The sequence below is a fragment of the Micromonospora sp. NPDC001898 genome, from assembly GCF_042891255.1.
In the GTDB taxonomy this organism is placed as follows: Bacteria; Actinomycetota; Actinomycetes; order Mycobacteriales; family Micromonosporaceae; genus Micromonospora.
In genome coordinates, this window is the sequence record NZ_JBIATC010000023.1 from 1 (window position 1) to 23,728 (window position 23,728).

Below are 23,728 nucleotides of genomic sequence, written 5' to 3' on the forward strand. Positions count from 1 at the left end.
GCTGCTGCCCTCGACGCGCCACCGCGATCGTCCAGGCCATCCTCGTCCTACATCACATCCACACCAGCCGAAACCCACGATGAAAAGGGCTCATTGAACAGTCCGTCGATTTCGATATCCACCTCGAGTCGCATTCGGATCGACGGGTGACAACCGTCCTCGGCGCCGGGGCTCAGGCCCCGGCGTCGAGGACGCGTTCCATCGCCATACGGGAACGACGGCCGGTGCGCAGGTACTCGTCGAGGAACTCGCCCGGATCGTCCCGGCCGAGCAGCCGGACCACCCCGGCCAACTCCACACCGTGCCGGGGCAACTGGTCCCCGTCCCGACCGCGGACCAGCATCAGCGCGTTGCGGACCTGCGCGGCCAGGGTCCAGCCGGCCGCCATCTCGCCGGCGTCCTCCGGGGCGACCAGGCCGGCTTCGGCCGCCGCCGCGAGCGCGTCGAGGGTACGCGTGCCGCGCAGCGCCGGCAGCCGACCGGCGTGCCGGAGCTGGAGGAGCTGCACCGCCCACTCGACGTCGGCGAGGCCGCCCCGGCCCAGCTTCGTGTGGGTGGCCGGATCGGCGCCCCGGGGCAGCCGTTCGGTCTCCACCCGGGCCTTGATCCGGCGGATCTCGACGATCTGTTCCCGGGTCAGCCCGTCGGCCGGGTAGCGCACCGGGTCGGCCATCGTCTCGAACTCGGCGCCCAGGTCGGCGTCACCGCAGACGAACCGGGCGCGCAGCAGCGCCTGCGCCTCCCACACCTTCGACCAGCGGGCGTAGTACTGGGCGTACGCGGCGAGGCTGCGTACCAGCGGGCCCTGCCGGCCCTCCGGGCGCAGGTCGGCGTCCACCCCGAGCGGCGGGTCGGGGGCCGGGGCGGACAGCAGCCGGCGCAGTTCCTCGGCGATGGCGTGGGCGGCGGCGCTGGCCGTGCCCTCCTCGGCCCCGGACGGCTGGTCGTAGACGAACAGCACGTCGGCGTCGGAGAGGTAGTTGGACTCGTACCCGCCGAGCCGGCCCACGCCGATCACCGCGAACCGCAGCCCGGGCGGGGCCGGCCGGGCGGCCCGGGCGGCGCGCAGCGCGGCGGCGAGGGTGGCGTCGGTGACGCCGGCCAGCGCGGTGCCGACGGTGGTGATGTCGGCGAGGCCGAGCGCGGCCCGCCCGGTCGGGTCGGGGCGGGTCGGGGTGGGGGCGAGCGACCCGGCGCGGCTGAGCACGTCGGCGCAGGCGATCCGGACCAGTTCCCGGCGGCGCAGCGCGCGGACCGCCCGGGTCGCCTCGACCGGGTCGGCGTGCCGGGCCGCGGCGGCGGAGAAGCCCTCGCAGAGCACGTCGCGGGGGCGCGGGGTCAGCTCGTTCTCCTCGGCCAGCAGCCGCAGCGCCTCCGGCTCCCGGGCCAGCAGGTCGGCCGCGTACCGGGAGGAGGAGAGCACCCGGGCCAGCCGGCGGGCCACCGGGCCGGAGTCGCGCAGCAGCCGCAGGTACCAGGGGGTGCCGCCCAGTTTGTCGGAGACCTTCCGGTAGTTGAGCAGCCCCCGGTCCGGCTCGGGCGCGTCGGCGAACTCGCTGAGCAGCACCGGCAGCAGGGTGCGCTGGATGGCGGCGGTGCGACTCACCCCGCCGGTGAGGGCCTGGAGGTGGCGCAGCGCCCCGGCCGGGTCGGCGAAGCCGAGGATCTCCAGCCGGTGCCGGGCCGCCTCCGGGGTGAGCCGCAGCCCGTCGGCGGGGACCCGGGCCACCGACTCCAGCAGCGGCCGGTACAGCAGCTTGGCGTGCAGCCGGCGTACCTCGGTGGCGTGGGTGACCCACTCGGCGCGGAACTCCTCGACGGCGCTGCGGCCCGGGGTAGCCGCGTAGCCGAGGGCGGCGGCGAGCCAGCGCAGCCCGGCCGGGTCGGCCGGCACGGTGTGGGTGCGGCGCAGTCCCTGGAGCTGGAGGCGGTGCTCGACGCCGCGCAGGAAGCGGTACCCGCGCAGCAGCGCCTCGCCGTCGGCCCGGCCGACGTAGCCGCCGGCCACCAGGGCGCGCAGGGCGGGGATGGTGCCGGGCGCCCGCAGCGCCTCGTCGCCCCGGCCGTGCACCAGTTGCAGCAGCTGGACGGCGAACTCGATGTCGCGCAGCCCGCCCGGCCCGCGCTTGATCTCGCGGTCCAGCTCCTTCGGCGGGATGTTGTCGATGATCCTGCGGCGCATCGAGCGGACGTCCTCGACGGCCTCCGGCCGCTCGGCGGCCCGCCAGACCAGCGGGGCGAGCTGGTCGATCCACTCCTGGGACAGCGCCAGGTCGCCGGCCGCCGGGCGGGCCTTCAGCAGCGCCTGGAACTCCCAGGTGCGCGCCCAGCGCCGGTAGTACGCCAGGTGGCTGGCCAGGGTGCGGACCAGCGGGCCCCGGTTGCCCTCGGGGCGCAGCGCGGCGTCGACCGGCCAGGCGACCAGGCCGCAGATGTGGATCAGCCGGGTGGCGATCGTGGTGGCCGCCGGCAGCTCGTCGTCCTCGGCGCAGAGGAAGATCACGTCGACGTCGGAGACGTAGTTCAGCTCGCCGCCGCCGCACTTGCCCATCGCCACCACGCCGAGGCGGGGCCGTGGCGTGCCCTCGGGCAGCTCGCCCACCGCGATGTCGTAGGCCGCGCCGAGGGTGGCGTCGGCCAGCGCGGAGAGCGCGGCCATGGTCTGTTCCAGGGCGCGCCCGCCGGTCAGGTCGGCCGCCGCGATCCGCAGCAGGGCCAGCCGGTACGCCTGGCGCAGCACCGCGATCGGCTGGGTGGACGCGGTGACCCGGGCCGCGGCCACCAGGTCCAGCCGGCCCTCGGCGGCGGGGGCGAGCCCGTCCGGGTCGGTGGCGAGCACCGGCCACTGGTTGGCGTTGGCCACCAGGTGGTCGCCGAGCGCCGACGACGCGCCGAGCACGGCGATGAGCCGCCGGCGCAGCCCCGGGTCGACGTGCAGGGCGTCCAGCAGCGCCGAGTCGGCGGGCTTGCCGGCGTCGCCGGTGACCCGGCGCGCGGGGTCCGTCGGCCCGCCGCCTGCTCCGGTGGCCCGGCGCGCACCCGTCGGCCCGCCGCCGGCGCTGCCGGCCGCGCGGCTCTCGGCCTCGGCGAGGCGGTGCAGCTGGCGCAGGGCCAGGTCCGGGTCAGCGGCCCGGGACAGCGCGGCCAGCAGCTCGGTGGCCCGCTCGTCGACCGGCTCCTGTTCCTCCGGCCGCCACAGGCCGAGCCCGGCCGGGCCGAGCAGGTCGGCGGCCCGGGAACCGCCGTCGCCGTCGGCGGTGCCGAAACCGTAGCGGGCCAGCCGGCCCCGGGCCGGTCTGCTGATCACGGGTCAGTGCCCGAGCAGCGGAAGGTCGCGCCGGAAGCTGTCGTCGCCCAGCTCACCGAGGGCGAGGGCGGCGAACCGGATGGCGAACGGCTGCCACACCTCCTCGATGTCGGCCATCACCCGGTCGCAGGCGGCCACCACCAGTTCCGGGTCGTAGCCCAGCTGGTCGAGCAGGGCGGAGTCGGTGGCCCAGTCGGCGATCATCGCGGTGTCTGGCTCGATGTGGAACTGGAGCCCCCAGGCCCGGTCACCGAGCCGGAACGCCTGGTGCGGGTAGCGGGTGGAGGCGGCCAGCAGGGTCGCCCCGTGCGGCAGCTCGGTGATCTCGTCGGCGTGCCACTGGAACACGTCGGGGATCAGCGGCACGTACCGGAACAGCGGGTCGGTCTCGGCGGCGTCCCGCCGGCCGACCACGGTGGGGCCGACCTCGGGCCCGGACGTGCTCCGCTCCACCAGGCCGGCGTGCGACGTGGCCAGCAGTTGCGCGCCGAGGCAGATGCCGAGGGTCGGCACCCGGTGCCGGACCGCCTTGCGCAGCAGCCCCTCCAGCTTCGGGAACCAGGGCGCCCCGGGGCTGCCGTCGGGCAGGTACGGCAGCTCCGCACCGCCCAGCACCACCAGGGCCACGTACCCGTCGAGGTCGGCGGGCAGCTCGTCCCCGGCGTGCGGGCGCAGCACCCGCAGCTCCAGGCCTCCTTCCACCAGCCAGTCGCCCAGGCGGCGGACGTCGTCGGTCGGGTCGTTCTCGATCACCAGCGCGGTTGCCACACCGTCGAGGCTATCGGGTACGCCGGCCGCGGCCCGGAACGCCTCGGCGCGGTGCTCCCCGAGACGGCAGCGGCCGGGCGCCGGCGAACCGGCCAGGGTCCCCGGCCGGCGGCTAGGCTCTGCGGCTGTGCTCACCGACGACGCCGTCCTGCGCCCACCGGTCCTGCGCCCCGGGGACACGGTGATGCTGGTGTCCCCGTCCGGGCCGATCCGGCCCGAGCGGGTGGCCCGGGGCATCGAGCTGCTCACCGGCTGGGGTCTGCGCCCGGTGCTCGCGCCGAACGCGTACGCCCGCCAGGGGTACCTGGCCGGGTCGGACGAGCTGCGCGCCGCCGACCTGAACACGGCGTTCGCCGACCCGTCGGTGCGCGGGGTGATCTGCACCCGGGGCGGCTACGGCGCGCAGCGGGTGGTGGACGCCGTCGACATGGCGGCGGTGCGCCGGGATCCGAAGGTGGTCGCGGGCTTCTCCGACATCACCGCGTTGCAGCTCGCCCTCTGGCGCGGCGCCCGGCTGGCCGGCGTGCACGGCCCCGGGGCGGCCTGGCTGGACGAACGCACCCCGCTGCGCTCGGCCGAGTCGCTGCACGCCGCGCTGATGACCACCGAGCCGGTCACCGTCGCCGCCGTCGCCGGGGAGGAGACGTTCGGCGTACGGGTTCCCGGCCGCGCCACCGGGACGCTGCTGGGCGGCAACCTCTGCCTGCTCGTCGCCACGCTGGGCACCCCCGACATGCCGGACCTGACCGGGGCGGTGCTGCTGGTCGAGGACGTGCAGGAACCCCCGTACAAGGTGGACCGGATGCTGACCCAGCTGCGCCGGGCCGGCACCCTGGACGGCCTGGCCGGGGTGGCCGTCGGGCAGTTCACCGGCTGCGCGGACGAGTGGGACACCAGCGTCGCCGACGTGCTGACCGAGCGCCTCGGCGACCTCGGCGTCCCGGTCCTCGGCGGCCTCCCGATCGGCCACGGCCAGGGCCAGCTCACGGTCGGCGTGGGCGTCCCGGCCACCCTCGACGCCGACGCCGGCACCCTCACGGTCGCGCCGGCCGTCCGCTGACCCCTCAGGGGGTCAGGTGGGCGACCGCGCCGCGTTCCAGGGCGGCATGGACCGTGCCGTCGGGCAGGGCCGCGAGACCGTGGGGCTCCGAGTCCGGGGTGGGCAGGTCGTACGCGTCGACCCGGCCGTCGGGGGTGACGTGGCCGATGCGGTTGGCCGCCCACTCGGTGAACCAGCAGCCGCCGGCCGGGTCCGCGACGATCGCGTGCGGCCGGGCGGCCCGGTCCGGCAGCGGGTACTCCTCGATCCGGCCGTCCGGGGTGATCCGGCCGAGCTGACCGGCGGCGATCTCGACGAACCAGAGGGCCCCGTCGGCGCCCAGCGTGATGCCGACCGGCCCGGCGGCGTCGGTGGGCAGCGGGTGCAGGCGCACCGCGCCGTCCAGCGCGATCCGGCCGACGGCGTTCGCCTGGTTGAGGGTGAACCACAGGGCGTCGTCCGGCCCCGCCGTGATCATCGACGGGTACCCGCCGCTGACGGGCAGCGGGTACCCGGTGACCGTCCCGTCGGTGCCGACCCGACCGATGGTGTCGTTGCTCATCCCCGCGTACCAGAGGGCCCCGTCGGGGCCGGCGGCGATGCCGCAGGGCGCGGCGCCGGCCGGCAGCGCGACCGACGTCGCCGCCCCGTCGGTGGTGATCCGGCCGATCCGGTCGTCCCCGGAGCGGGTGAACCAGAGCGCGCCGTCCGGGCCGGCCGCGATGACCAGCGGGCGACTCGCCGGGTCGCCGGGGTGGGTTCGCACCGCGCCGTCGGCGGTCACCCGGGCGATCCCGCCGGTGCGGGCCAGGGTCAGCCACAGCGCGCCGTCCGGCCCGACGGTGATCCCGTACGGCCCGCAGCCCGGGTCCGGCAGGACGGTCTCTCGAATGGTGGGGGTGGTCACGGGTGCCCGCTCCTCTGCTCGACCGGTCCCCACCCTGTATCCCGGACCGTCCCGTGGCAACCGGTTTGTCCCCGACTCGAAACCCGATTATCAGCTCGCTGACAGGGTCGTCACGGCCCTTACCCAGCTCACCCCGTCACTGTCGGTGATGTCATCGCACCCGAGCAACGAAATGGAGAACGAATGTCCCGCACGATTTCCAAGAAGCAGTTGCTGGCCGGCCTCGCGGCGGCAGGCGTACTCACCGTGGGGATCGCGGCACCGGCCGTCGCGTTCGCCGAAGACAGCTCGACCTCGACCCCGAGCGCGAGCAGCAGCGAGGGCACCGACCGGCAGCAGCAGCGGGCCGACCGGCAGTCCGAGTTCGCCGAGGCGCTCGCCAAGGAGCTGGGGGTCTCCACCGACAAGGTGACCGCGGCCCTGGACAAGGTGCGCGAGCAGCAGAAGAACGACCGGCCGGAGCGGGGTGAGCGTCCCGACGCCGCCGACCGGCAGGCCGCGCTGAAGGAGCGGCTGGACCAGGCCGTCAAGGACGGCAAGCTCACCCAGGAGCAGGCCGACGCCATCACCAAGGCCGCCGAGGCGGGCGTGTTCCCCGGCGGGGGCGACCGGGGCCACGGCCACGGCGACCAGGGCAAGGGCGGCCAGGGCAAGGGCGACCAGGCCAAGGGCGACTCCGAGGCCAAGGGCGACCAGGCCACGGACGAGTCCGAGGGCAAGTGACGCCCGCGCGGCCCCGTCCCTGCCGGGGTGGGGCCGCGCACCGGTGCGCGGGCAGGGGCGGGATCCCGACATTCAGGGATCCCGCCCCTGCCGGCTCGGACAGCGCGACTGGTTCCGGGCAGAGTCAGGCTGCGGCCCGTAGGTGTTCGTGCGCCCATTCCTCGAAGGTCGTGAGCGGCACACCGAGGGCCCGCGCGTATTCCGGGCGGGCGGGTTGCCCGGCCACGTTCATGAGTTCGTGCGAGATGCCCGCCCACTCCGGCATTCCTGCGGCGATCGCCTCCTCCTCGGTCATGTCGGGCGCGGTCAGCTCGGTGCCCAGAGCGCGGGAGAGGATCTCGGCGATCTCCGTCAGCGTCAGGTAGTCGCTCGCCAGTTCGAGCTCGACCCCGTTGAACCGATCGGGTGCGGCAATGGCTGCGGCGACCGCCTTGCCGATGTCGTCGACCGCGACGAGGGAGAGCCGGGTCTGGGGCTTCAGAACAGTCGCCAGGCCGCCCTCGACACCGCGGGGAAGCAGGTATGCCGTGGAGGGCAGGAAGTTCTCCATGAAGAAGCCCGGCTTGATGAGCGACCAGTGGGTGAAGCCCGCCTCGCGTACCCGGTCCTGGATGCCGACCTTGACGGTGTAGTAGGGCTCCAGGGGCGCCCAGCGGCCTTCGGCCCAGCCGGGGGCCTCGGTCTGCCGCCCGGCACCGGAGACGGACGAGTGCACGAACTGCGGCACGCCCGCGGCCAGCGCGCCGTCGATCAGGTTGACGGCCTGGGTCAGCTCGCCGTCGTAGTCGAAGGCGTCTCCCTTCATCTGGGGCATCTGGAGGGAGAAGACGGCTCGGGCTCCCTGCGCGGCCCCGATCACCGAGTCACGGTGGCGGAGATCGCCGGTGCGTAGTTCGGCGCCGAGCGCCTCCACCGTCTTCGCCCGGCCTGTCGCGGGGTTGCGGACCAGCGCCCGGACGGGAACGCCCGCCGCGAGCAGGGCGCGGGTGGTGGCACCACCCTGCTGTCCGGTGGCACCGACGACCAGGACTGGTGCGGGATCGGTGGGCATGAGGCTCCTCCTGGAGTGCGAGCATTAAACGGCGGGGGCCGCCGCTTAATGCTTGGTACGATACGACGGACCCCGCCACTTAGCAATCCCGAGGTGACGCCATGCCCGCCCAGCGAGTGGACGCCCGGCGCAACTACGCGCTCCTGCTCGCCGTGGCCGAGGAGGAGATCGCCGCGCACGGCGCCGACGCGTCCCTGGAGCAGATCGCTCGCGTCGCGGGAGTCGGATCGGCCACCGTGCGCCGGCACTTCCCCAACCGCCACGCACTGCTGGAAGCGGTCTTCCGCGAACGGATCGAGGCCCTGAGCGCCCACGCCCGCGATCTGGCCGACGCGGCCGACGCCCGGGCCGCGCTGCTGGAGTGGCTGAGCGCCGTCACCGCGTACGCCTCCACCATCCGAGGACTGGCCATCGCGCTGACCCGCGACAGAGCGACCGACCCCGGCGTGGCCCACGAGCACTGCGCCTCGGCGCAGCTCACCGAGGCCGGCGACCCGCTGGTACGCCGCGCCGTGCGGGATGGCGCGGTGGCACCGGGCGTGACCGTCACCGACCTGCTCACGCTGATCACCGGCATCGCCCTGGCCACGGAACACCACCCGGACCCCGCCACCGAGGCGAACCGGCTCCTCGGCCTGACCGTCGCGGGAGTCAGCCCCCATCAGGGGTGAGCCGAGAGAAACGGTCGTTGCCTCCGGCGTCGTAGCCGGCCAACATCAGCAGCCTGGCCGAGGACCGGCGTCCTGACGCCGCTCACGGGGCCGGCGGCGTGAACACCCCGAAGTGGTTCCCCGCCGGGTCGGCCAGGTGGGCGAAGGTCAGCCCGCTCGGCGCGCCGCGCGGCGGCACCAGCACCTTCCCGCCGGCCGCCCCGGCCCGCCGGCAGGCGTCCGCCACGTCGGCGACCTGGGCGTAGAAGATCGCGTAGTTCGGCGTGCTGCCGTCGGAGGCGCGGATCGCCCCGCCGATCCCCCCGTCCCGACCGTCGGTCACCCGGTACGACCGGCCCGGCGCCCCCTGCTCCTCGAACGCCCAGCCGAACAACTCCCCGTAGAAGCGCTCCGCCTCCTCGGGCCGGTCGGTGCCGATCTCGAACCAGGTGATCGCGTTGGTCGTGGTCATGTCTGCCTCCCGTGCGCCGCGCCGGCCGGTCGACCGGCGCCGTCGGAGATCAGCCTCGACCCGTCCCGCGACACCGTCCTGTCGGTGTTTCCCGGCGGTCAGCCGGGATCGACCCGCCCGTCCAGCGGTGCCCCGCCCGCCGCCGATCCCCCGCCGCCCGGCGGTCGCGGGTCCGAACCCGGGCCATCGCGGGCTCAGGCCAGGGTGAGCTGGCGGACGATGTGCTGTGGGATGTCCAGCTCGCCGGGGCGCAGCTCCCGGGTGACCGGCTCCGGCAGCGCGGTCACCGAGCCGATCCGGTCCACCCGGAACGCGCGCAGGCCGTCGCGCAGCCGGCACCAGGCCAGCAGGTACCAGTGCCAGGGGTTGCCGAGGAAGCCCAGCGGCTCCACGACCCGCTCGGTGACGGCCCCGGCCCGGTCGGCGTACCCGAGGCGCAGCACCCGGCGTGCGGTGACCGCGCCGGCGACGGCGGCCGGGACGGGCGCGGCGGGCCCACCGCCGATGAGGTGCACCCGGCCGGCGAGCCGGCGGGCCTCGGCGGCGTCGGCGGGCGGCATCACCGCGAGCAGCTTGCGCAGGGCCGCGGCCCCCGCCTCGATGAACGGGCCGCCGCCGAGGCGGTGCAGCGCCACGGCCATCGCCACCGCCTCGGCGGCGGTGAGGTTGACCGGCGGCAGGGTGTGCGCGCGGTCGACCACGTAGCCGCCGGTGCGGCCGGTCTCCGCCCAGATCGGCACCCCGGCCTGCTGCAACGCGCCGATGTCGCGCTCGATGGTGCGCGAGCTGACCTCGAAGCGGTGGGCGAGCCAGCGGGCGCTGCGCGGCCGGGGCGACACCGCGCGCAGCTCCTCGACCAGGGCGTAGAGGCGGTCCGTGCGGTTCACGCCCGTAGGTTAGCCGCCGGGTGCGACGAGGCCGGGTCAGGCGGGGCGGGGCGAGGGCCGGGCCGCGTCAGGCGATGCAGGCGCAGACGATCAGCGCGGCCCCGAAGTGGGTGGCGGCGCTGACCCAGGCCGCCGGGTGCGGCTCGTCGGAGCAGATGACCTCGCCGAGCCGGCCCGGGGTTAGCAGGTCCAGCACGAAGAAGGCCAGCGCCATGACCAGCAGACCGATCAGCCCGAAGATCACCGTGGAGGCAAGCCCCTTGGCGAAGTCGCTGTAGCTGGTGAGGATCGCGGTGAACACGATCCCGGCGATGCCGAGCTGGTTCGCGGCGAGCAGCAACCCGGCGTTGGTGTTGCGCCGCACCCAGATCAGCTCGCGCAGCTTCCCCGGGGTGAGCAGGTCGACCAGGCCGAAGCCGGCCGCCATCAGACCCACCCCGACGACCCCGAACACGACGCTCTGCCAGGCTCCGCTGAGCAGGTCCTCCAGCACCGACTGCCTCCCGACCACCTACCGCCCGGCGGGGGTGCCGGCGCGGTGATCGAGACGATAGCGGCCCGCCGCAACCCCCGGCAGCCCGCGCTGGCGGTAGGCCCTACAGCGACAGGTAGCGCTGCCGCTCGTAGGGGGTGACCTCGCGGCGGTACTGCTCCCACTCGGCCCGCTTGTTGCGCAGGAAGAAGTCGAAGACGTGCTCGCCGAGCACCTCGGCGACCAGCTCGGAGCCGGCCATCACGTCGATCGCCTCGGACAGGTTCTCCGGCAGCGCCTCGTACCCCATGGCGCGGCGCTCGGCGCTGCTCAGCGACCAGACGTCGTCCTCGGCGCCCGGGGGCAACTCGTAGCCCTCCTCGATGCCCTTGAGGCCGGCGCCGAGGAGCACCGCGAAGGCCAGGTAGGGGTTCGTCGCCGAGTCCAGCGAGCGGACCTCCACCCGGGCCGAGTTCGGCTTGCCGTACGCCGGGACGCGGACCAGCGCGGACCGGTTCAGGTGGCCCCAGCAGACGTACGCGGGGCTCTCCGTGATCCGGTCCGGCAGCGCCTGCGGGAACAGCCGCTTGTACGAGTTGACCCACTGGTTGGTGACGGCCGTGTACTCCCGGGCGTGCGTGAGCAGCCCGGCGATGAACGACTTCGCCACCTTCGACAGCTTCATCGGGTCGGCGCTGTCGTGGAACGCGTTGCGCTCCCCCTCGAACAGCGACAGGTGGGTGTGCATGCCGCTGCCGGGCTGGTCGGTGAACGGCTTCGGCATGAAGCTGGCCTGCACGCCGGTGGAGAGCGCGACCTCCTTGACCACGTGCCGGAAGGTCATGATGTTGTCGGCGGTGGTCAACGCGTCGGCGTAGCGCAGGTCGATCTCCTGCTGGCCGGGGGCGACCTCGTGGTGGCTGTACTCCACGGAGATGCCGATCCGCTCCAGGGCCAGCACGCCCTGGCGGCGGAAGTCCCGGGCCACCGCGTGGGTGGTGTGCTCGAAGTAGCCGCCCGTGTCGACCGGGACGGGCACCGAGCCGTCCTGCGGGCCGTTCTCCAGCAGGAAGAACTCGATCTCGGGGTGCGTGTAGAAGGTGAAGCCCTTCTCGGCGGCCTTGGACAGCATCCGGCGCAGCACGTGCCGGGGGTCGGCCCAGGACGGGCCGCCGTCGGGGAGCAGGATGTCGCAGAACATCCTGGCGCTCTCGCCGCTCGCCCCGCCCTCGAAGGGGAACACCTGGAAGGTGGTCGGGTCGGGCATGGCCACCATGTCGGACTCGAAGACCCGGGCGAAGCCCTCGATCGCCGAGCCGTCGAACCCGATGCCCTCCTCGAAGGCCGCCTCCAGTTCGGCGGGCGCGACCGAGACGCTCTTGAGGGTGCCCAGCACGTCGGTGAACCACAGCCGGACGAACCGGATGTCCCGCTCTTCCAGCGTACGGAGGACGAACTCCTGCTGACGGTCCACTTCCACCCCTCGCGACACTGTTGCCCATCACCGGCCGGGCTTACCGCCCAGTCTCCACCGGGTCCTTTACGCAGACGTTACGCGACCTTTCCGGGCCGCGTCCTGTCGTGTCCCGCCACCTGGCGGGCGGGCCGGCGGACCTGTTCCCACGGGCCTACGGCCGGGCCCCAGGACGCCCGGGCCGGTAGCCGCCGCCCGCCGTGTCGGGCCCGTCCGGCTGAGGCAAGATGAGGGCATGCCCACCCTGCGTCTCGCCCTGTCCCAGGTCAATCCGAGCGTCGGCGACCTCGACGACAATGCCGGCCTGGTCCGCCGGTGGACCCGGCGGGCCGCCGACGCGGGCGCCCAGCTCGTCCTGTTCCCGGAGATGACGCTGACCGGGTACCCGGTCGAGGACCTGGTCTTCCGTCGGTCCTTCGTCGCCGCGTCCCAGACCGCGCTGCGCCGCCTCGCCGCCGACCTGGCCGCCGACGGCCTCGGGGAGCTGCCGGTGGTGGTCGGCTACCTGGACGCGGACGGCCCGCCGCAGGTCAGCGCCGACGCCAAGCCGGGCCACGGTGCCCGCAACGCCGCCGCCGTGCTGCACCGTGGCGAGGTGGTGGCCACCTACTTCAAGCACCACCTGCCCAACTACGGCGTGTTCGACGAGGACCGCTACTTCGTACCGGGCGACATGCTGACCGTGGTGCGGGTCGGCGGGGTGGACGTGGCGCTGACCATCTGCGAGGACCTGTGGCAGGCCGGTGGCCCGTTCGCGGTGGCCCGGCAGGCCGGGGTCGGCCTGGTGGTCACCATCAACGGCTCGCCGTACGAGCTGAACAAGGACGACGTCCGGCTGCCGCTGGTGCGCCGCCGGGCCGCCGAGGCGGGCGCCACCGTGGCGTACGTCAACATGGTCGGCGGGCAGGACGAGCTGGTCTTCGAGGGCGACTCGATGATCGTGGGCGCGGACGGGACGCTGCTGACCCGCGCCCCGCAGTTCGTCGAGCACCTGCTGCTGCACGACGTCGAGCTGCCGGCGGCACCGGAGCCGGTCGGCGACGCCGGGGAGCTGGAAGGCGGGATGCGGATCGTGCGCGCCACGGTCAGCGACCTGCTGCCGCCGGCCCCGGGCGAGGCGGCGGTCGGCGGGATCATCCAGCCGGCGGCCGACGAGGCCGAGGTGTGGCAGGCGCTGGTGCTGGGCCTGCGCGACTACGTCGACAAGAACCGGTTCCCGTCGGTGGTGCTCGGGCTCTCCGGCGGCATCGACTCCGCGGTGGTGGCGGCCCTCTCGGTCGACGCGCTCGGCCCGGACCGGGTGGTCGGGGTGTCGATGCCCAGCCAGCACTCCTCGGAACACTCCCGCTCCGACGCGGAGGACCTGGCCAAGCGCACCGGGCTGGACTACCGGGTGCAGCCGATCCAACCGATGGTGGACACCTACCTGGCGAACCTGTCGCTGTCCGGGGTGGCGGTGGAGAACCTCCAGGCCCGGGTGCGCGGGGTGCTGCTGATGGCACTGTCGAACCAGGAGGGCCACCTCGTCCTCACCACCGGCAACAAGAGCGAGCTGGCGGTCGGCTACTCCACCCTGTACGGCGACTCGGTCGGCGGGTTCAACCCGATCAAGGACGTGTGGAAGACGCTGGTCTGGCGGCTCGCGAAGTGGCGCAACGCGGACGCCGCCCGCCGGGGCGAGACGCCGCCGATCCCGGAGAACTCGATCGGCAAGCCGCCGAGCGCCGAGCTGAGCCCCGGCCAGCTCGACAGCGACACGCTGCCCGACTACGACGTGCTCGACCCGATCCTGATCGGGTACGTCGACGGCGACCTCGGCCGGGCCGGGCTCGTCGAGTCCGGCCACGACCCGGCGGTCGTCGACCGGGTGCTGCGGATGGTGGACACCGCCGAGTACAAGCGCCGGCAGTCGGCGCCCGGCACGAAGATCTCCATGAAGGCGTTCGGGCGGGACCGCCGGCTGCCGATCACCAACCGCTGGCGCGAGGACGGCTGATCCGGCGGGGGTACGCCCGGCGGCCGGCCCACGCCGCCGCCGGGGAGTGAGATCCTGCACTGTCTCCTCCCGCCACCGCCCGCCCGGTGCGACGATCGCGGCGGAACCCGGGGACCGCGAAGGCGGCCTCGAGGAAGGAGACAGTCATGGTGGAGTCCACCCCGACCGAGGTGACGGCGCTGTACGGCGGCCCGGCCACCCGGCGGGTCCGCACCCGCGACCTGCTCGCCGCCAAGGAGCGCGGCGAGCGGTGGTCGATGCTGACCTCGTACGACCAGTACACGGCGTCGATCTTCGACGCCGCCGGCATCCCGGCGCTGCTGGTCGGCGACTCGGCGGCGAACAACGTCTTCGGCTACGAGACGACGCTGCCGGTGACCGTCGACGAGCTGCTGCCGCTGGTCCGCGCGGTGGTGCGGGCCACCCGGCAGGCGCTGATCGTCGGCGACCTGCCGTTCGGCTCGTACGAGGAGGGGCCGACGCAGGCGCTGCGCACCGCGGTGCGGTTCATGAAGGAGGGCGGCTGTCACGCGGTGAAGCTGGAGGGCGGCCGGCGCTGCGCGGCGCAGATCGCCGCGATCGTCGACGCCGGCATCCCGGTGATGGCGCACATCGGCTTCACCCCGCAGCGCGAGCACACCCTCGGCGGGTACCGGGTGCAGGGGCGGGGCGACGCGGCCGACGACGTGCTCGCCGACGCGCGGGCGGTGACCGAGGCGGGCGCGTTCGCGGTGGTGCTGGAGATGGTGCCGGGCGAGGTGGCCGGACGGATCACCGCGGAGCTGCCGATCCCGACCGTCGGCATCGGGGCCGGCCCGGACACCGACGCGCAGGTGCTGGTCTGGCAGGACATGGCCGGGCTGCGTACCGGGAGGGCCCCGCGCTTCGTGAAGCGCTACGCCGACCTGGCCGGCGCGCTGACCGACGCCACCCGCCGGTTCGCCGACGAGGTCCGCGGCGGCGAGTTCCCCGCCGCCGAGCACACCTTCTGACCGGTACGCGGGGTTGCGGTGGGTGCCCCGGCGGGTGCCCACCGCACGGCCACCGCGTCCACAACCGGGGGATGTTCGACTTCGGCATCTCCGGCTACCGGCTCGGGCGCCGGCGTGCGACCGTAGCGCTTGTCGATCTCCGGGCCGGTGGCGCGCTCAGGCCAGCGCGAACAGGACCTTCCGGGCGACCGGGTCGGCGGTGACCAGCCGGACCCGGACCCGCCCCCCCAGCGGCAGCTCGCCCGTGCAGCGGGCCCGCACCGGCGGGGAGTCCAGGGCCACCGTGCCGCCGGGCTGACGGCCCGGCTTCGACTGGCCGTTCGGCGGGGTGTCCACGTCGAGCACCGCCGCGTCGAACGTCTCACCTATCCGGTGCTCCAGCAGCACCGCCTCGGCCAGCTCGACCGCGCCCCGGGTGGCCGCACCGGCGGTCCGGTCGGTCGCGGCCATCGCCTCCGGCAGCTTCGGCAGCGCGGCCCGGGCCCAGTCGGGCACCGCCCGTCCCTCGTGCAGGGCCAGGCACACCTCGGTGGCGTACCGGTCGGCCAGCCGGCGCAGCGGCGCGGTGACGTGGGCGTACGCGGCGGCGACCCCGCCGTGCTCCGGCCGGTCGGGCGGCGCGCCGTCGAACGCCGTGTACGCGGCGCCGCGCATCAGCTCGGCCGCCTGGTCGACGAACGCCGCCGCCCGGGGCTTCGAGGCGTCCAGCCCGGCGAGCACCTCGCCCACGCCCACACCGGCCGGCCAGTCGACGCCGAGCGCGGCGGCTGCGGTGCGCAGCCGGGCCACAGCCTCCGGCTTCGGCGCCGGCATGGTGCGCAGCAGCCCGATCCCGCCGGCCAGCATGAGGTCGGCGGCGGCCATCCCGGTGAGCAGGGAGATCTGGGCGTTGTGGTCCTCCATCGGCACCGGCCCGCGCAGCACCAGCCGCCAGCCGTCGCCGTCCGCCTCGACGTCCTGCTCCGGCAGCGGCAGGTTCACCGCGCCCCGGCGCAGTCCGCGCGTGGTGAGCAGGGCGCCGATCTCGGGCAGCAGGGCGATCGGCTCGGGCAGCCGCCCGGCGTCGGCGTCGGCCTGGACGCCCGCGTAGTCCAGCTTGGCGCGGCTGCGCACCAGGGCGCGTTCCAGCGTGACGGCGACCGTGCCGCCGTCGGGGTCGAGGTCGACGGTCCACACCACGGCCGCCCGGTCCTGGCCCGGCAGCAGGCTGGCCGCGCCCTCGCTCAGGGTGTGCGGGTGCAGGGGCACGTTGCCGTCGGGCAGGTACACGGTCTGCCCCCGCCGCCAGGTCTCCTCCTCCAGCGCGCCGCCGGGGCGCACGTGCGCGGCGACGTCCGCGATCGCGTACCGGACCCGGAAGCCACCGCCGGGACGGCGGGCGAGGTGCATCGCCTGGTCGAGGTCCCGCGAGGTCGCCGGGTCGACGGTGACGAACGGGATGTCGGTGCGGTCGGCGGCGGCGCGGGGCGGCGCGGCTGCCGCCGCCTCGGCCTCGCGCTGCGCCACGGGCGGGAACTGCTCGGGCAAGCCCAGCTCGCGGCGCAGCGCGCCGAAGTCGATGCGGGGTGCCAGTACGCGTCGGATCACCACGGGGTCAATCCTGACACGGGTGATCCGCTCCCCGGCACCCTCGCGGACCCGCCGCCCGGGCCGCGTACCGGTGCGGGTGGCGGGCCGGCGACGGACGGTCAGCGGCGGGCGGCGATGCTCAGCCGGTGGCCTTGCGGGCCGTCGCCCGGGTACCGCGCGGCGCGCTCGCGCGGGCCGCCGCCGTCCGGGGCGCCGCCTTCTTCGCCGTGGTCTTCTTCGCCGGGGCCTTCTTCGCCGCCGCCTTGCGGGTGGTGCTCGACGAGGTGGCGGTGGCCTTCTTCGCCGGGGCCTTCTTCGCGGCGGCCTTGCGGGCGCCCCCGGTGGGCCGGGTCGAGGCGGTCTTCGTCGCGGCGGTGGTCTTCTTCGCCGGGGCCTTCCTGGCCGCGGTGGTCGTCTTCTTCGCCGCCGTGCCCGTCTTCTTCGCCGCCGGCGCCTTCTTCGCGGTGGCCTTCGTCGTCGCGGTGGCCTTCGCCGCCGCGGTCTTCCTCGCCGCGGCCTTCGTCGCGGCGCCTGCGGCTGTGGTGGTCCGCTTCGCCGCCGTGCCCGCGGCGGCGGTCGTCTTCTTCGCCGTGCTCCGGGCGGCCGGGGCCTTCTTCACCGTGGTCCTGGTGGCCGGGGCCTTCTTCGCGGCGGTCTTCGAGGCCGGGGCCTTACGTGTGACGATCTTCGTCGTGGCGGCCTTCCTCGCGACCGCCGTCTTCGCCGGCACCCGGCCCGCCCCGGCGCCGGACGCGTTGGGGGACGCCTTGGTCACGGTCGACCCCCGGGCCGCCGCGCCGGCCGTCCCCGAGGGGCGCGCGGCCGTGGCACTGGTCCCGCCTGCGGCCCGCCCGGCCGTGGCGGTCTTCTTCGCGGGCGTACGTTTGGCGGCCGGGCGGGTGGTGGCCTTCTGTGCTTCGGCCATCTGGGTTCCCTCCTTGGGGACTTGCGCTCGCGTGCCTCCTCACGGGGCACGGAGTTCCTCGACGCGGGCGGTCCCGCGCCGCTTATCTGTCCTCCCCGGCCCAACGGGCGTCCGCGGCGTCCCACGCGTCGTTACGCTCCCGCACCTGCTGCAGGGCGTTCTCCGCGTCGGATGCCGAGGCGTACGGCCCGAGCACGTGCCGCGCCGCGCAGACGTCGGCATCGGTCTCGACCCGGTGGTGTCGGGTGCACCAGTAGTAGTGCCCACCACTTCCGCTGTCGCTCATGGGATCACTGTGCACCGCGAACCGCCCGACCGCCACCGGTTCAACCAGAACCGGTAGCGGCTTCCACAGTAGACGTGCTGGTCAGCGGCCGGGCCGGAACCGCGAAACCCGCCGGACCGGGTGCGTCTGCCGTGCCCGCCGGACGTACCGGCTCACCTTCCGGCTGGCCTGCGGGCAGTTCGGCCGGCTGGTCGGCCGCTCGCCGCGACGGGGCGGCGGCACCGGATGCTGGCGGGCCGCCCTCAGCTGATCGGCCTGCCGGTGACGTCGGGGGAACCGCTTGACCTGGGGTACTTCATATCAGCTGGACCCGAGATCAACCATCCGTCGGAGCGTCCCACTTACGGGACTGGCGAGACCGGTAGCTTGGGCCGCTCAGGTCGATGAGACGACCTCCGTATGCGCCGGGACCGCCCGTGTGCGAGCCTCGTCGGAGCATTTTCACTGCGTCGCGCCACCTGTCACCGCCGGGTCACCCTCGGCACGGAGACGGTGGCGCCGGCCAGCCATAGCTGGGGAGAAGAACTGTGGCGAATCTTGACATCGCGCTGAAGAGCGCGATGAGTATCGATGGGGCGATCGGGGCGGCGCTCGTCGACTACAACAGCGGCATGACGCTCGGCGTGGCCGGCGGCACCGGGGAGATCGACCTGACCGTCGCCGCCGCCGGCAACACCGACGTGGTGCGCGCCAAGATGCGCACCATCGAGATGCTGAAGCTCGACGATGAGATCGAGGACATCCTCATCACGCTCGGCGGCCAGTACCACCTGATCCGGCCGGTGACCAGCCGCACCGGCAAGGGGCTCTTCTTCTACCTGATGGTGAGCAAGAGCCGGGCCAACCTGGCGATGGCCCGCCACCAGCTGCGCACGATCGAGGAGAGCCTGGAGTTGTGAGCGGACTGGACAACACCGGGACGGCTCTCCCCCGCCGCACCGCCCGGCCGCCCGAGGGGATGCCGTCGCCCCGGTCGCTCCCGCCGTCACTCGCAGGGAACCCGACGCTGCCGTACCCGCAGATCGGTCAGGCGCTGGCCGAGCTGCGGTTGGAGATCCCCGGGGTGCACGGCTGCGTGCTGGGCGGGGTGGACGGTCTGATGATCACCCACAACATGCAGACCGACGTCGACCCGAGCGACCTGGCGGCGCTCGCGGCGACCACGTACGGCCTGGGTCGTCAGGTCGGCCTGCGGCTGGGCCAGGGCGACTTTCAACAGTCCACGGTCCGCAACGCGCTCGGCTACCTGAGCGTCTACGCGGTCAGCGCGCAGGCGCTGCTCGCCGTGGTCGGGAGCGACACCATCAACGTGGCCCGGCTGCACCTGCACGCCCCGCCGGTGGCCGGGCGGCTCGCCGCCCTGCTCGACGGCGTGACGCCGGCCTCCCAGCGGCGGTGACCCGGCGCCCCACCGCCGAACTGACCGACCGGAAGCGGTGACCCGGGCACCCGCCGCCGAACTGATCGACCGGAAGCGGTGACCCGGGCACCCGCCGCCGCGCTGACCGGACCGGGACACGCGGGCGGGACACCGCCACGGTCCGTCCGTGCCGACGCCGCAACCGCTCGTGCCGGCCCGGGGCCACCCGCCCCGGGCCGGCGCGCCACAATGCGGCATGGACCCGGACGTACGGCGGTACCTGACTGACCTGGTCGGGGCGACCCGCGACGTGCTCGGCGCCGACCTGGTGGGTGCGTACGCGGCCGGCTCGGTCGCCCTCGGCGCGTACCAGGCGGGGCGCAGCGACATCGACGTGGCGCTGGTCTGCGCGCACGCCCTGACCGGCGGGCGCAAGCGGGAGCTGGTGGCCCGGCTGCGGCACGAGGCGCTGCCCTGCCCCGCGCGCGGCTTGGAACTGGTCGTCTACCGGCGGGAGGTGGCCCGCTCCGGCACCCCGGAGCCGGGCTTCGAGGTCGAGCTGAACAGCGGCGCCCGGATGCCGTTCCGGGTGACCTGGTCCGGCGACGGACGGCCGGCGGCGGACGGCCGGTTCTGGTACGGGCTGGACCGCAGCATCCTGCACTCCGGCGGGCTGGCCCTGGCCGGGCCCCCGGCGGCGGAGACGTTCGCCGACCTGACGCCGGCCGACCTGCGCCGGCTGCTGGTGGACGCGCTGACCTGGTGGCTCGCGCTGCCGACGCCGCCCGGCGACGCGCCGGCGGCCGGCGCCGAGGACGCCGTGCTCGGCGCCTGCCGCTCGCTGGTGCGCTGCCGCGACGGGGTGTGGCTGCCCAAGGTCGCGGCCGGACGGCGGCTGGTGGAGCGGGGGCACCCCGGGGCGGCGCTGGTCGAGCGGGCGATCGCCGCCCGGCACGGCGGCCCGCCGCCGGGTGGCCAGACCGCGCGGGCCTTCCAGCGGGCCGTCCTCGACGAGCTGCGCGCGATGCTATGACCCTACTGATATATAGCTAGTCGTGGATATGTCGATAGCCTGTCATCACGATCTCGGACCGCGTACGACCAGCTCCGACGCGGTCGACGACAGAGGAGACCGACACATGACGCTCCCCCGCAAGGTCGCTGCCCTCGGCGTGCTGACCGTATCGGCGATGGCCACGGCCATGATCGGCGGCCCGGCTACCGCGGCACCGACGACCGGTGAGATCCGCTCCGCCGGTGGCGCCACCGCCGTCCCCTCCAGCTACATCATCGTGCTGAACGACACCGCCGTCGGCGGCAAGGCCGGCACCCGGGTCGCCGCCGTCACCAGCTCGGCGGACAAGCTCGCGAAGCGCTACGGCGGCGACGTCGCCCAGGTGTACGGCGAGGCGCTCAACGGCTTCGAGGCGCGGCTGTCCGAGGCCGCCGCCAAGCGGCTGGCCGCCGACCCGGCGGTCGCCTGGGTCGAGCAGAACCACGAGGTCGCCCTCCAGACCACCCAGGCCAACCCGCCGTGGGGTCTGGACCGGATCGACCAGACCAACCTGCCGCTGAACAGCGCCTACAGCTACACCAGCACCGGGTCGGGCGTCACCGCGTACATCGTCGACACCGGCATCCGGACCACCCACACCAACTTCGGCGGGCGGGCCGTCGACGGCTACGACGCGGTCGACAACGCCCTGCCGGCCGCCGACTGCAACGGCCACGGCACCCACGTCGCCGGCACCGTCGGCGGCTCGACCTACGGCGTCGCCAAGAACGTCCGGCTGGTGGCCGTGCGGGTGCTCGACTGCGCCGGCAGCGGCACCACCGCCGGCGTCATCGCCGGGGTCAACTGGGTGACCTCCAACCACCAGGCCGGCCAGCCGGCGGTGGCGAACATGAGCCTCGGCGGCGGCCTCAACACGTCGCTCAACACCGCCGTGGCGAACTCCGTCGCCGACGGCGTCACCTACGCGGTGGCCGCCGGTAACTCCAACGCCAACGCCTGCAACTACTCGCCGGCCTCCGTGGCCAGCGCCATCACCGTCGGCGCGACGCAGAACAACGACGCCCGCGCGTCGTACTCGAACTACGGCACCTGCGTGGACATCTTCGCGCCGGGCACCGGCGTGCTGTCCGCCTGGTACACCAGCAACACGGCGACCAACACCATCAGCGGCACCTCGATGGCCTCGCCGCACGTGGCCGGCGCCGCCGCCCGCGTCCTGCAGAACAACCCGACCTGGTCCCCGGCCCAGGTGGCGTCTTACCTGATCTCCACCGCCACCCCGAACGTGGTGACCAGCCCGGGCACCGGCTCCCCGAACCGCCTGCTGTACGTCTCCCCCACCAGCTGATCCTCCCACCCCCCTGGTACGGCCCCGGAGCGCACGATCGCTCCGGGGCCGCACCGCGTCCGGCCTCAGGCCGGGACGGGCGCGGTCGGTGCCCGGGGTCGAGTACCGGGGCGGTCTGTGCTGGGCCGAGCCCGGTCCGGCCCGGGAGCCCGGTCCACCCGCCGACCCCGTAGCACCCCGGTTCACCTGCTGAAACGGGCGTAACCGACGCCCCCGACGGCGGGTTGATCCCCATGACGTGGGTGAATGCCCGCGGGCACGCGTCACGGCCTGGGGGTGAGCGGTGCAGCGCAGACTTCTCTCCCTCGCCCCGCTGCTCACCTGCGTACTCCTGTTGCATCTCGGCTTCGCCTTCGCCACGGCGCTCCCCGGACCCGCCACGACCCACGCCCGGGTGTCGGGCGCTGCGCCGCACCGCACCGATCCGCCGGCCCGGGACGGCGTCGCCTCGCGGGCCGATCCGGTACGGCTCGAAGCACACCTCCCCGTGACCACCCTCGCCGCGCCGGCTGGGCAGTCGCCGAAGCGGACCGTGGTGGCGGACTTCGACGGTAAGGCGTGCGGCTCGGTCACCCGCTCCGGGCGCAGCAACCCGACGACCGACCGCCGCGACCCGGTGGGCCAGGAGGCGTGCGCGCCACCCCACGCGCCACGGCGCCGGGCCAACATCGCCGACGGGCGTCCGCTGAGCACGGTCACGGGCCCCGACCCGATCCGGTCGAGCGTCCTGCGCTGCTGACCGCCGCGCGCCGCGAGTCCCGGCCGCACCCGCCCACCCACCGCCTACCCGAGCCGCTGCCGGGCGGGCGAGCGGCAGCGGCGCAGACCCGACCGGCCGGGGCGACCCCCGCACCCCCGTCGACCACGCGCGCCCCACCGACCCGCACCGCCGCCCGAAGCCGCGGTGCGCCCGGCCTCACGCCGACGGTGGCGCGCCTCCGTTGCTCGCCCACCGACTCCCGGAGTGGACCATGCCGTTTCCCGCCCAGCCCTGGCGCACTCTCCGTGCCGACCTGCCCGCCTCCATCGTCGTCTTCCTCGTCGCGTTGCCGCTCTGCGTGGGCATCGCCGTCGCCTCCGGCGTACCCGCCGAACTGGGCCTGGTCACCGGCGTGGTCGGCGGCCTGGTCGTGGGGTTCATGCCCGGCAGCAGCATGCAGGTCAGCGGCCCGGCGGCCGGGCTGACCGTGCTGGTCGCCGAGGCCGTGGACCGCTACGGCCTGACCGGCCTCGGCACCATCGTGCTGGTCGCCGGGCTGCTCCAGGTCGGCCTCGGGCTGCTGCGGCTCGGCCGCTGGTTCCGGGCCATCTCCGTGGCCGTGGTGCAGGGCATGCTCGCCGGCATCGGCCTGCTGCTCATCGTCGGGCAGCTCTACGTCCTGGCCGGCGCCGCCACGCCGCACACCGGGCCGGGCAAGTTCACCGGCCTGCCCGGCCTGGTGGGCGACCTCGTCACGTCCACCACGGCGCAGGTCTCGCTCTGCGTCGGCGTCGCCACCATCGTGGTCATGGTGCTCTGGGACGCCCTGCCCGGCCGGCTGGGGACGGTCCCCGGCACGCTGGTCGCCGTGGCCGGGACGGCCGGGGCCACCGCCGTGCTCGGGCTGCCGGTGGACACGATCAGCGTCGAGGGCCTGATCGAGGCGGTACGGCCCTCACTCGGGCACTGGGGCACGTTGGCGGACGTCGGCGTGCTCGCCACCATCGCGACGTTCACCCTGGTCGCCTCGGCGGAGAGCCTGTTCAGCGCGGCGGCGGTCGATCGGCTGCACCAGGGCCCGCGCACCGACTTCGACAGGGAACTCGTGGCGCAGGGCGCCGGCAACACCGTCTGCGGCCTGCTGGGCGCGCTGCCGATGACGGCGGTCATCGTACGCAGCTCCGCGAACGTGCGGGCCGGCGCGCGGACGAAGGCGTCCCGGGTACTGCACGGGGTGTGGCTGTTGCTGTTCGCCGCCGCCGCGCCCGGCCTGCTCGGGCTGATCCCGCTGCCCGCGCTCGCGGCCGTGCTCGTTCACGCCGGGGTGAAGCTACTGCCGCTGCGGGCAGCGCCGCAGCTGTGGCGGGGGCAGCACCAGGGCGAGGTGGTGGTGCTGGCGGTGACCGCCACGGCCATCCTCACCATGGACATGTTCACCGGCGTGCTCGTCGGCCTCGGCCTGGCCATCGTCAAGACGGCGTGGGAGACGTCCCACGTGCGGGTCACCGTGCGGGACGGCACGGCTGGGCCGATCAACGTGACGATCTCCGGGAACGCGACGTTCCTGCGGCTGCCCACCATCCTCACCACGCTGAACGGGCTGCCGTCCGACCGGACCGTACGGCTGGACCTGCGCGGCCTGCGGCACGTGGACCTCGCCTGCCGGTCGGCGCTGGACTCCTGGATCGAGACGCACAACGGCAACGCGGGGGTGTCCGTGCAGATCGTCGCGCCGCGCCCGGCCGAGGACGACCGGCCCCGGACGGTCGACGCCACCGAGTGACCCG

General features: G+C 74.6%; 22 protein-coding genes. 11 read left to right on the forward strand and 11 right to left on the reverse strand.

Annotated elements, in window-relative coordinates; genetic code table 11:
• Nucleotides 1-172: 172 nt before the first annotated feature.
• Together ACFYZF_RS27620 and ACFYZF_RS27625 are read right to left on the reverse strand one after the other, a co-directional pair.
• Complete coding sequence (locus tag ACFYZF_RS27620; RefSeq protein WP_387025728.1) at nt 173-3,304, reverse strand: bifunctional [glutamine synthetase] adenylyltransferase/[glutamine synthetase]-adenylyl-L-tyrosine phosphorylase; 3,132 nt, start codon at nt 3,302-3,304, stop codon at nt 173-175.
• Between the two features lie 6 nt (nt 3,305-3,310).
• Nucleotides 3,311-4,075 (reverse strand): type 1 glutamine amidotransferase, encoded by a 765-nt coding sequence (locus ACFYZF_RS27625; protein ID WP_387025615.1) that lies wholly within the window; start codon nt 4,073-4,075, stop codon nt 3,311-3,313.
• A 184-nt stretch (nt 4,076-4,259) separates the two neighbouring features.
• On the opposite strand from ACFYZF_RS27625, the gene ACFYZF_RS27630 reads away from it, so the two are divergent.
• Nucleotides 4,260-5,135, forward strand: a complete 876-nt coding sequence (locus tag ACFYZF_RS27630) for an LD-carboxypeptidase (protein ID WP_387025729.1) — start codon at nt 4,260-4,262, stop codon at nt 5,133-5,135.
• Between the two features lie 4 nt (nt 5,136-5,139).
• Here the strand turns inward: ACFYZF_RS27630 and ACFYZF_RS27635 are convergent, their stop codons facing one another.
• Nucleotides 5,140-6,021 carry a virginiamycin B lyase gene (locus tag ACFYZF_RS27635; RefSeq protein ID WP_387025617.1) on the reverse strand — a complete coding sequence of 294 codons (882 nt, stop codon included), beginning with the start codon at nt 6,019-6,021 and terminating at the stop codon, nt 5,140-5,142.
• 183 nt (nt 6,022-6,204) lie between these two features.
• On the opposite strand from ACFYZF_RS27635, the gene ACFYZF_RS27640 reads away from it, so the two are divergent.
• A complete protein-coding gene (locus ACFYZF_RS27640) occupies nt 6,205-6,744 on the forward strand; it encodes a hypothetical protein (protein ID WP_387025619.1) in 540 nt (179 codons plus the stop codon).
• A gap of 124 nt (nt 6,745-6,868) precedes the next feature.
• On the opposite strand, the gene ACFYZF_RS27645 is transcribed toward ACFYZF_RS27640, so the two are convergent.
• A complete protein-coding gene (locus ACFYZF_RS27645) occupies nt 6,869-7,795 on the reverse strand; it encodes an NmrA family NAD(P)-binding protein (protein ID WP_387025620.1) in 927 nt (308 codons plus the stop codon).
• A 101-nt stretch (nt 7,796-7,896) separates the two neighbouring features.
• Here ACFYZF_RS27645 and ACFYZF_RS27650 point away from each other — a divergent pair, with 101 nt between their 5' ends.
• Complete coding sequence (locus ACFYZF_RS27650; RefSeq protein ID WP_387025622.1) at nt 7,897-8,466, forward strand: TetR/AcrR family transcriptional regulator; 570 nt, start codon at nt 7,897-7,899, stop codon at nt 8,464-8,466.
• An 82-nt stretch (nt 8,467-8,548) separates the two neighbouring features.
• On the opposite strand, the gene ACFYZF_RS27655 is transcribed toward ACFYZF_RS27650, so the two are convergent.
• The 4 genes from ACFYZF_RS27655 to glnA form a co-directional block, all read right to left on the reverse strand.
• Nucleotides 8,549-8,917: a VOC family protein gene (locus tag ACFYZF_RS27655; protein WP_387025623.1), complete on the reverse strand. Its 369-nt coding sequence runs from the start codon at nt 8,915-8,917 to the stop codon at nt 8,549-8,551.
• Nucleotides 8,918-9,111: 194 nt separating this feature from the next.
• Complete coding sequence (locus tag ACFYZF_RS27660) at nt 9,112-9,804, reverse strand: helix-turn-helix transcriptional regulator (RefSeq protein ID WP_387025625.1); 693 nt, start codon at nt 9,802-9,804, stop codon at nt 9,112-9,114.
• 67 nt (nt 9,805-9,871) lie between these two features.
• Entirely contained in the window at nt 9,872-10,297 is a 426-nt protein-coding gene (locus ACFYZF_RS27665; protein ID WP_387025627.1) for a DUF350 domain-containing protein, read from the reverse strand.
• Between the two features lie 103 nt (nt 10,298-10,400).
• Nucleotides 10,401-11,750 (reverse strand): type I glutamate--ammonia ligase, encoded by a 1,350-nt coding sequence (gene glnA, locus ACFYZF_RS27670; RefSeq protein ID WP_387025630.1) that lies wholly within the window; start codon nt 11,748-11,750, stop codon nt 10,401-10,403.
• Nucleotides 11,751-11,985: 235 nt separating this feature from the next.
• Here glnA and ACFYZF_RS27675 point away from each other — a divergent pair, with 235 nt between their 5' ends.
• Nucleotides 11,986-13,746, forward strand: a complete 1,761-nt coding sequence (locus ACFYZF_RS27675) for an NAD+ synthase (RefSeq protein WP_387025632.1) — start codon at nt 11,986-11,988, stop codon at nt 13,744-13,746.
• 146 nt (nt 13,747-13,892) lie between these two features.
• Nucleotides 13,893-14,738 (forward strand): 3-methyl-2-oxobutanoate hydroxymethyltransferase, encoded by an 846-nt coding sequence (gene panB / locus ACFYZF_RS27680; protein ID WP_387025634.1) that lies wholly within the window; start codon nt 13,893-13,895, stop codon nt 14,736-14,738.
• A 156-nt stretch (nt 14,739-14,894) separates the two neighbouring features.
• Here panB and ACFYZF_RS27685 read toward each other — a convergent pair whose 3' ends face one another.
• From ACFYZF_RS27685 to ACFYZF_RS27695, 3 genes are all read right to left on the reverse strand, one after another.
• On the reverse strand, nt 14,895-16,328 hold the full coding sequence (locus ACFYZF_RS27685) for an RNB domain-containing ribonuclease (RefSeq protein ID WP_387025636.1): 1,434 nt from the start codon (nt 16,326-16,328) through the stop codon (nt 14,895-14,897).
• Between the two features lie 118 nt (nt 16,329-16,446).
• Entirely contained in the window at nt 16,447-17,232 is a 786-nt protein-coding gene (locus ACFYZF_RS27690) for a histone (RefSeq protein ID WP_387025638.1), read from the reverse strand.
• Nucleotides 17,233-17,314: 82 nt separating this feature from the next.
• On the reverse strand, nt 17,315-17,518 hold the full coding sequence (locus ACFYZF_RS27695; protein WP_387025640.1) for a hypothetical protein: 204 nt from the start codon (nt 17,516-17,518) through the stop codon (nt 17,315-17,317).
• A 527-nt stretch (nt 17,519-18,045) separates the two neighbouring features.
• Here ACFYZF_RS27695 and ACFYZF_RS27700 point away from each other — a divergent pair.
• The 6 genes from ACFYZF_RS27700 (at nt 18,046) to ACFYZF_RS27725 (ending at nt 23,724) form a co-directional block, all read left to right on the forward strand.
• Nucleotides 18,046-18,417: a hypothetical protein gene (locus ACFYZF_RS27700; RefSeq protein ID WP_387025642.1), complete on the forward strand. Its 372-nt coding sequence runs from the start codon at nt 18,046-18,048 to the stop codon at nt 18,415-18,417.
• Nucleotides 18,414-18,917 (forward strand): roadblock/LC7 domain-containing protein, encoded by a 504-nt coding sequence (locus tag ACFYZF_RS27705; protein WP_387025644.1) that lies wholly within the window; start codon nt 18,414-18,416, stop codon nt 18,915-18,917. The genes ACFYZF_RS27700 and ACFYZF_RS27705 overlap by 4 nt, the downstream gene beginning before the upstream one ends.
• A gap of 148 nt (nt 18,918-19,065) precedes the next feature.
• Entirely contained in the window at nt 19,066-19,911 is an 846-nt protein-coding gene (locus ACFYZF_RS27710; protein ID WP_387025645.1) for a nucleotidyltransferase domain-containing protein, read from the forward strand.
• Nucleotides 19,912-20,017: 106 nt separating this feature from the next.
• On the forward strand, nt 20,018-21,241 hold the full coding sequence (locus ACFYZF_RS27715) for a S8 family peptidase (RefSeq protein ID WP_387025647.1): 1,224 nt from the start codon (nt 20,018-20,020) through the stop codon (nt 21,239-21,241).
• Nucleotides 21,242-21,524: 283 nt separating this feature from the next.
• Nucleotides 21,525-21,980, forward strand: a complete 456-nt coding sequence (locus ACFYZF_RS27720; protein WP_387025649.1) for a hypothetical protein — start codon at nt 21,525-21,527, stop codon at nt 21,978-21,980.
• Between the two features lie 232 nt (nt 21,981-22,212).
• The gene (locus tag ACFYZF_RS27725; RefSeq protein WP_387025651.1) at nt 22,213-23,724 is read left to right on the forward strand and encodes a SulP family inorganic anion transporter; all 1,512 of its coding nucleotides are present in this window, start codon (nt 22,213-22,215) and stop codon (nt 23,722-23,724) included.
• The last annotated feature ends 4 nt before the right edge of the window (nt 23,725-23,728 follow it).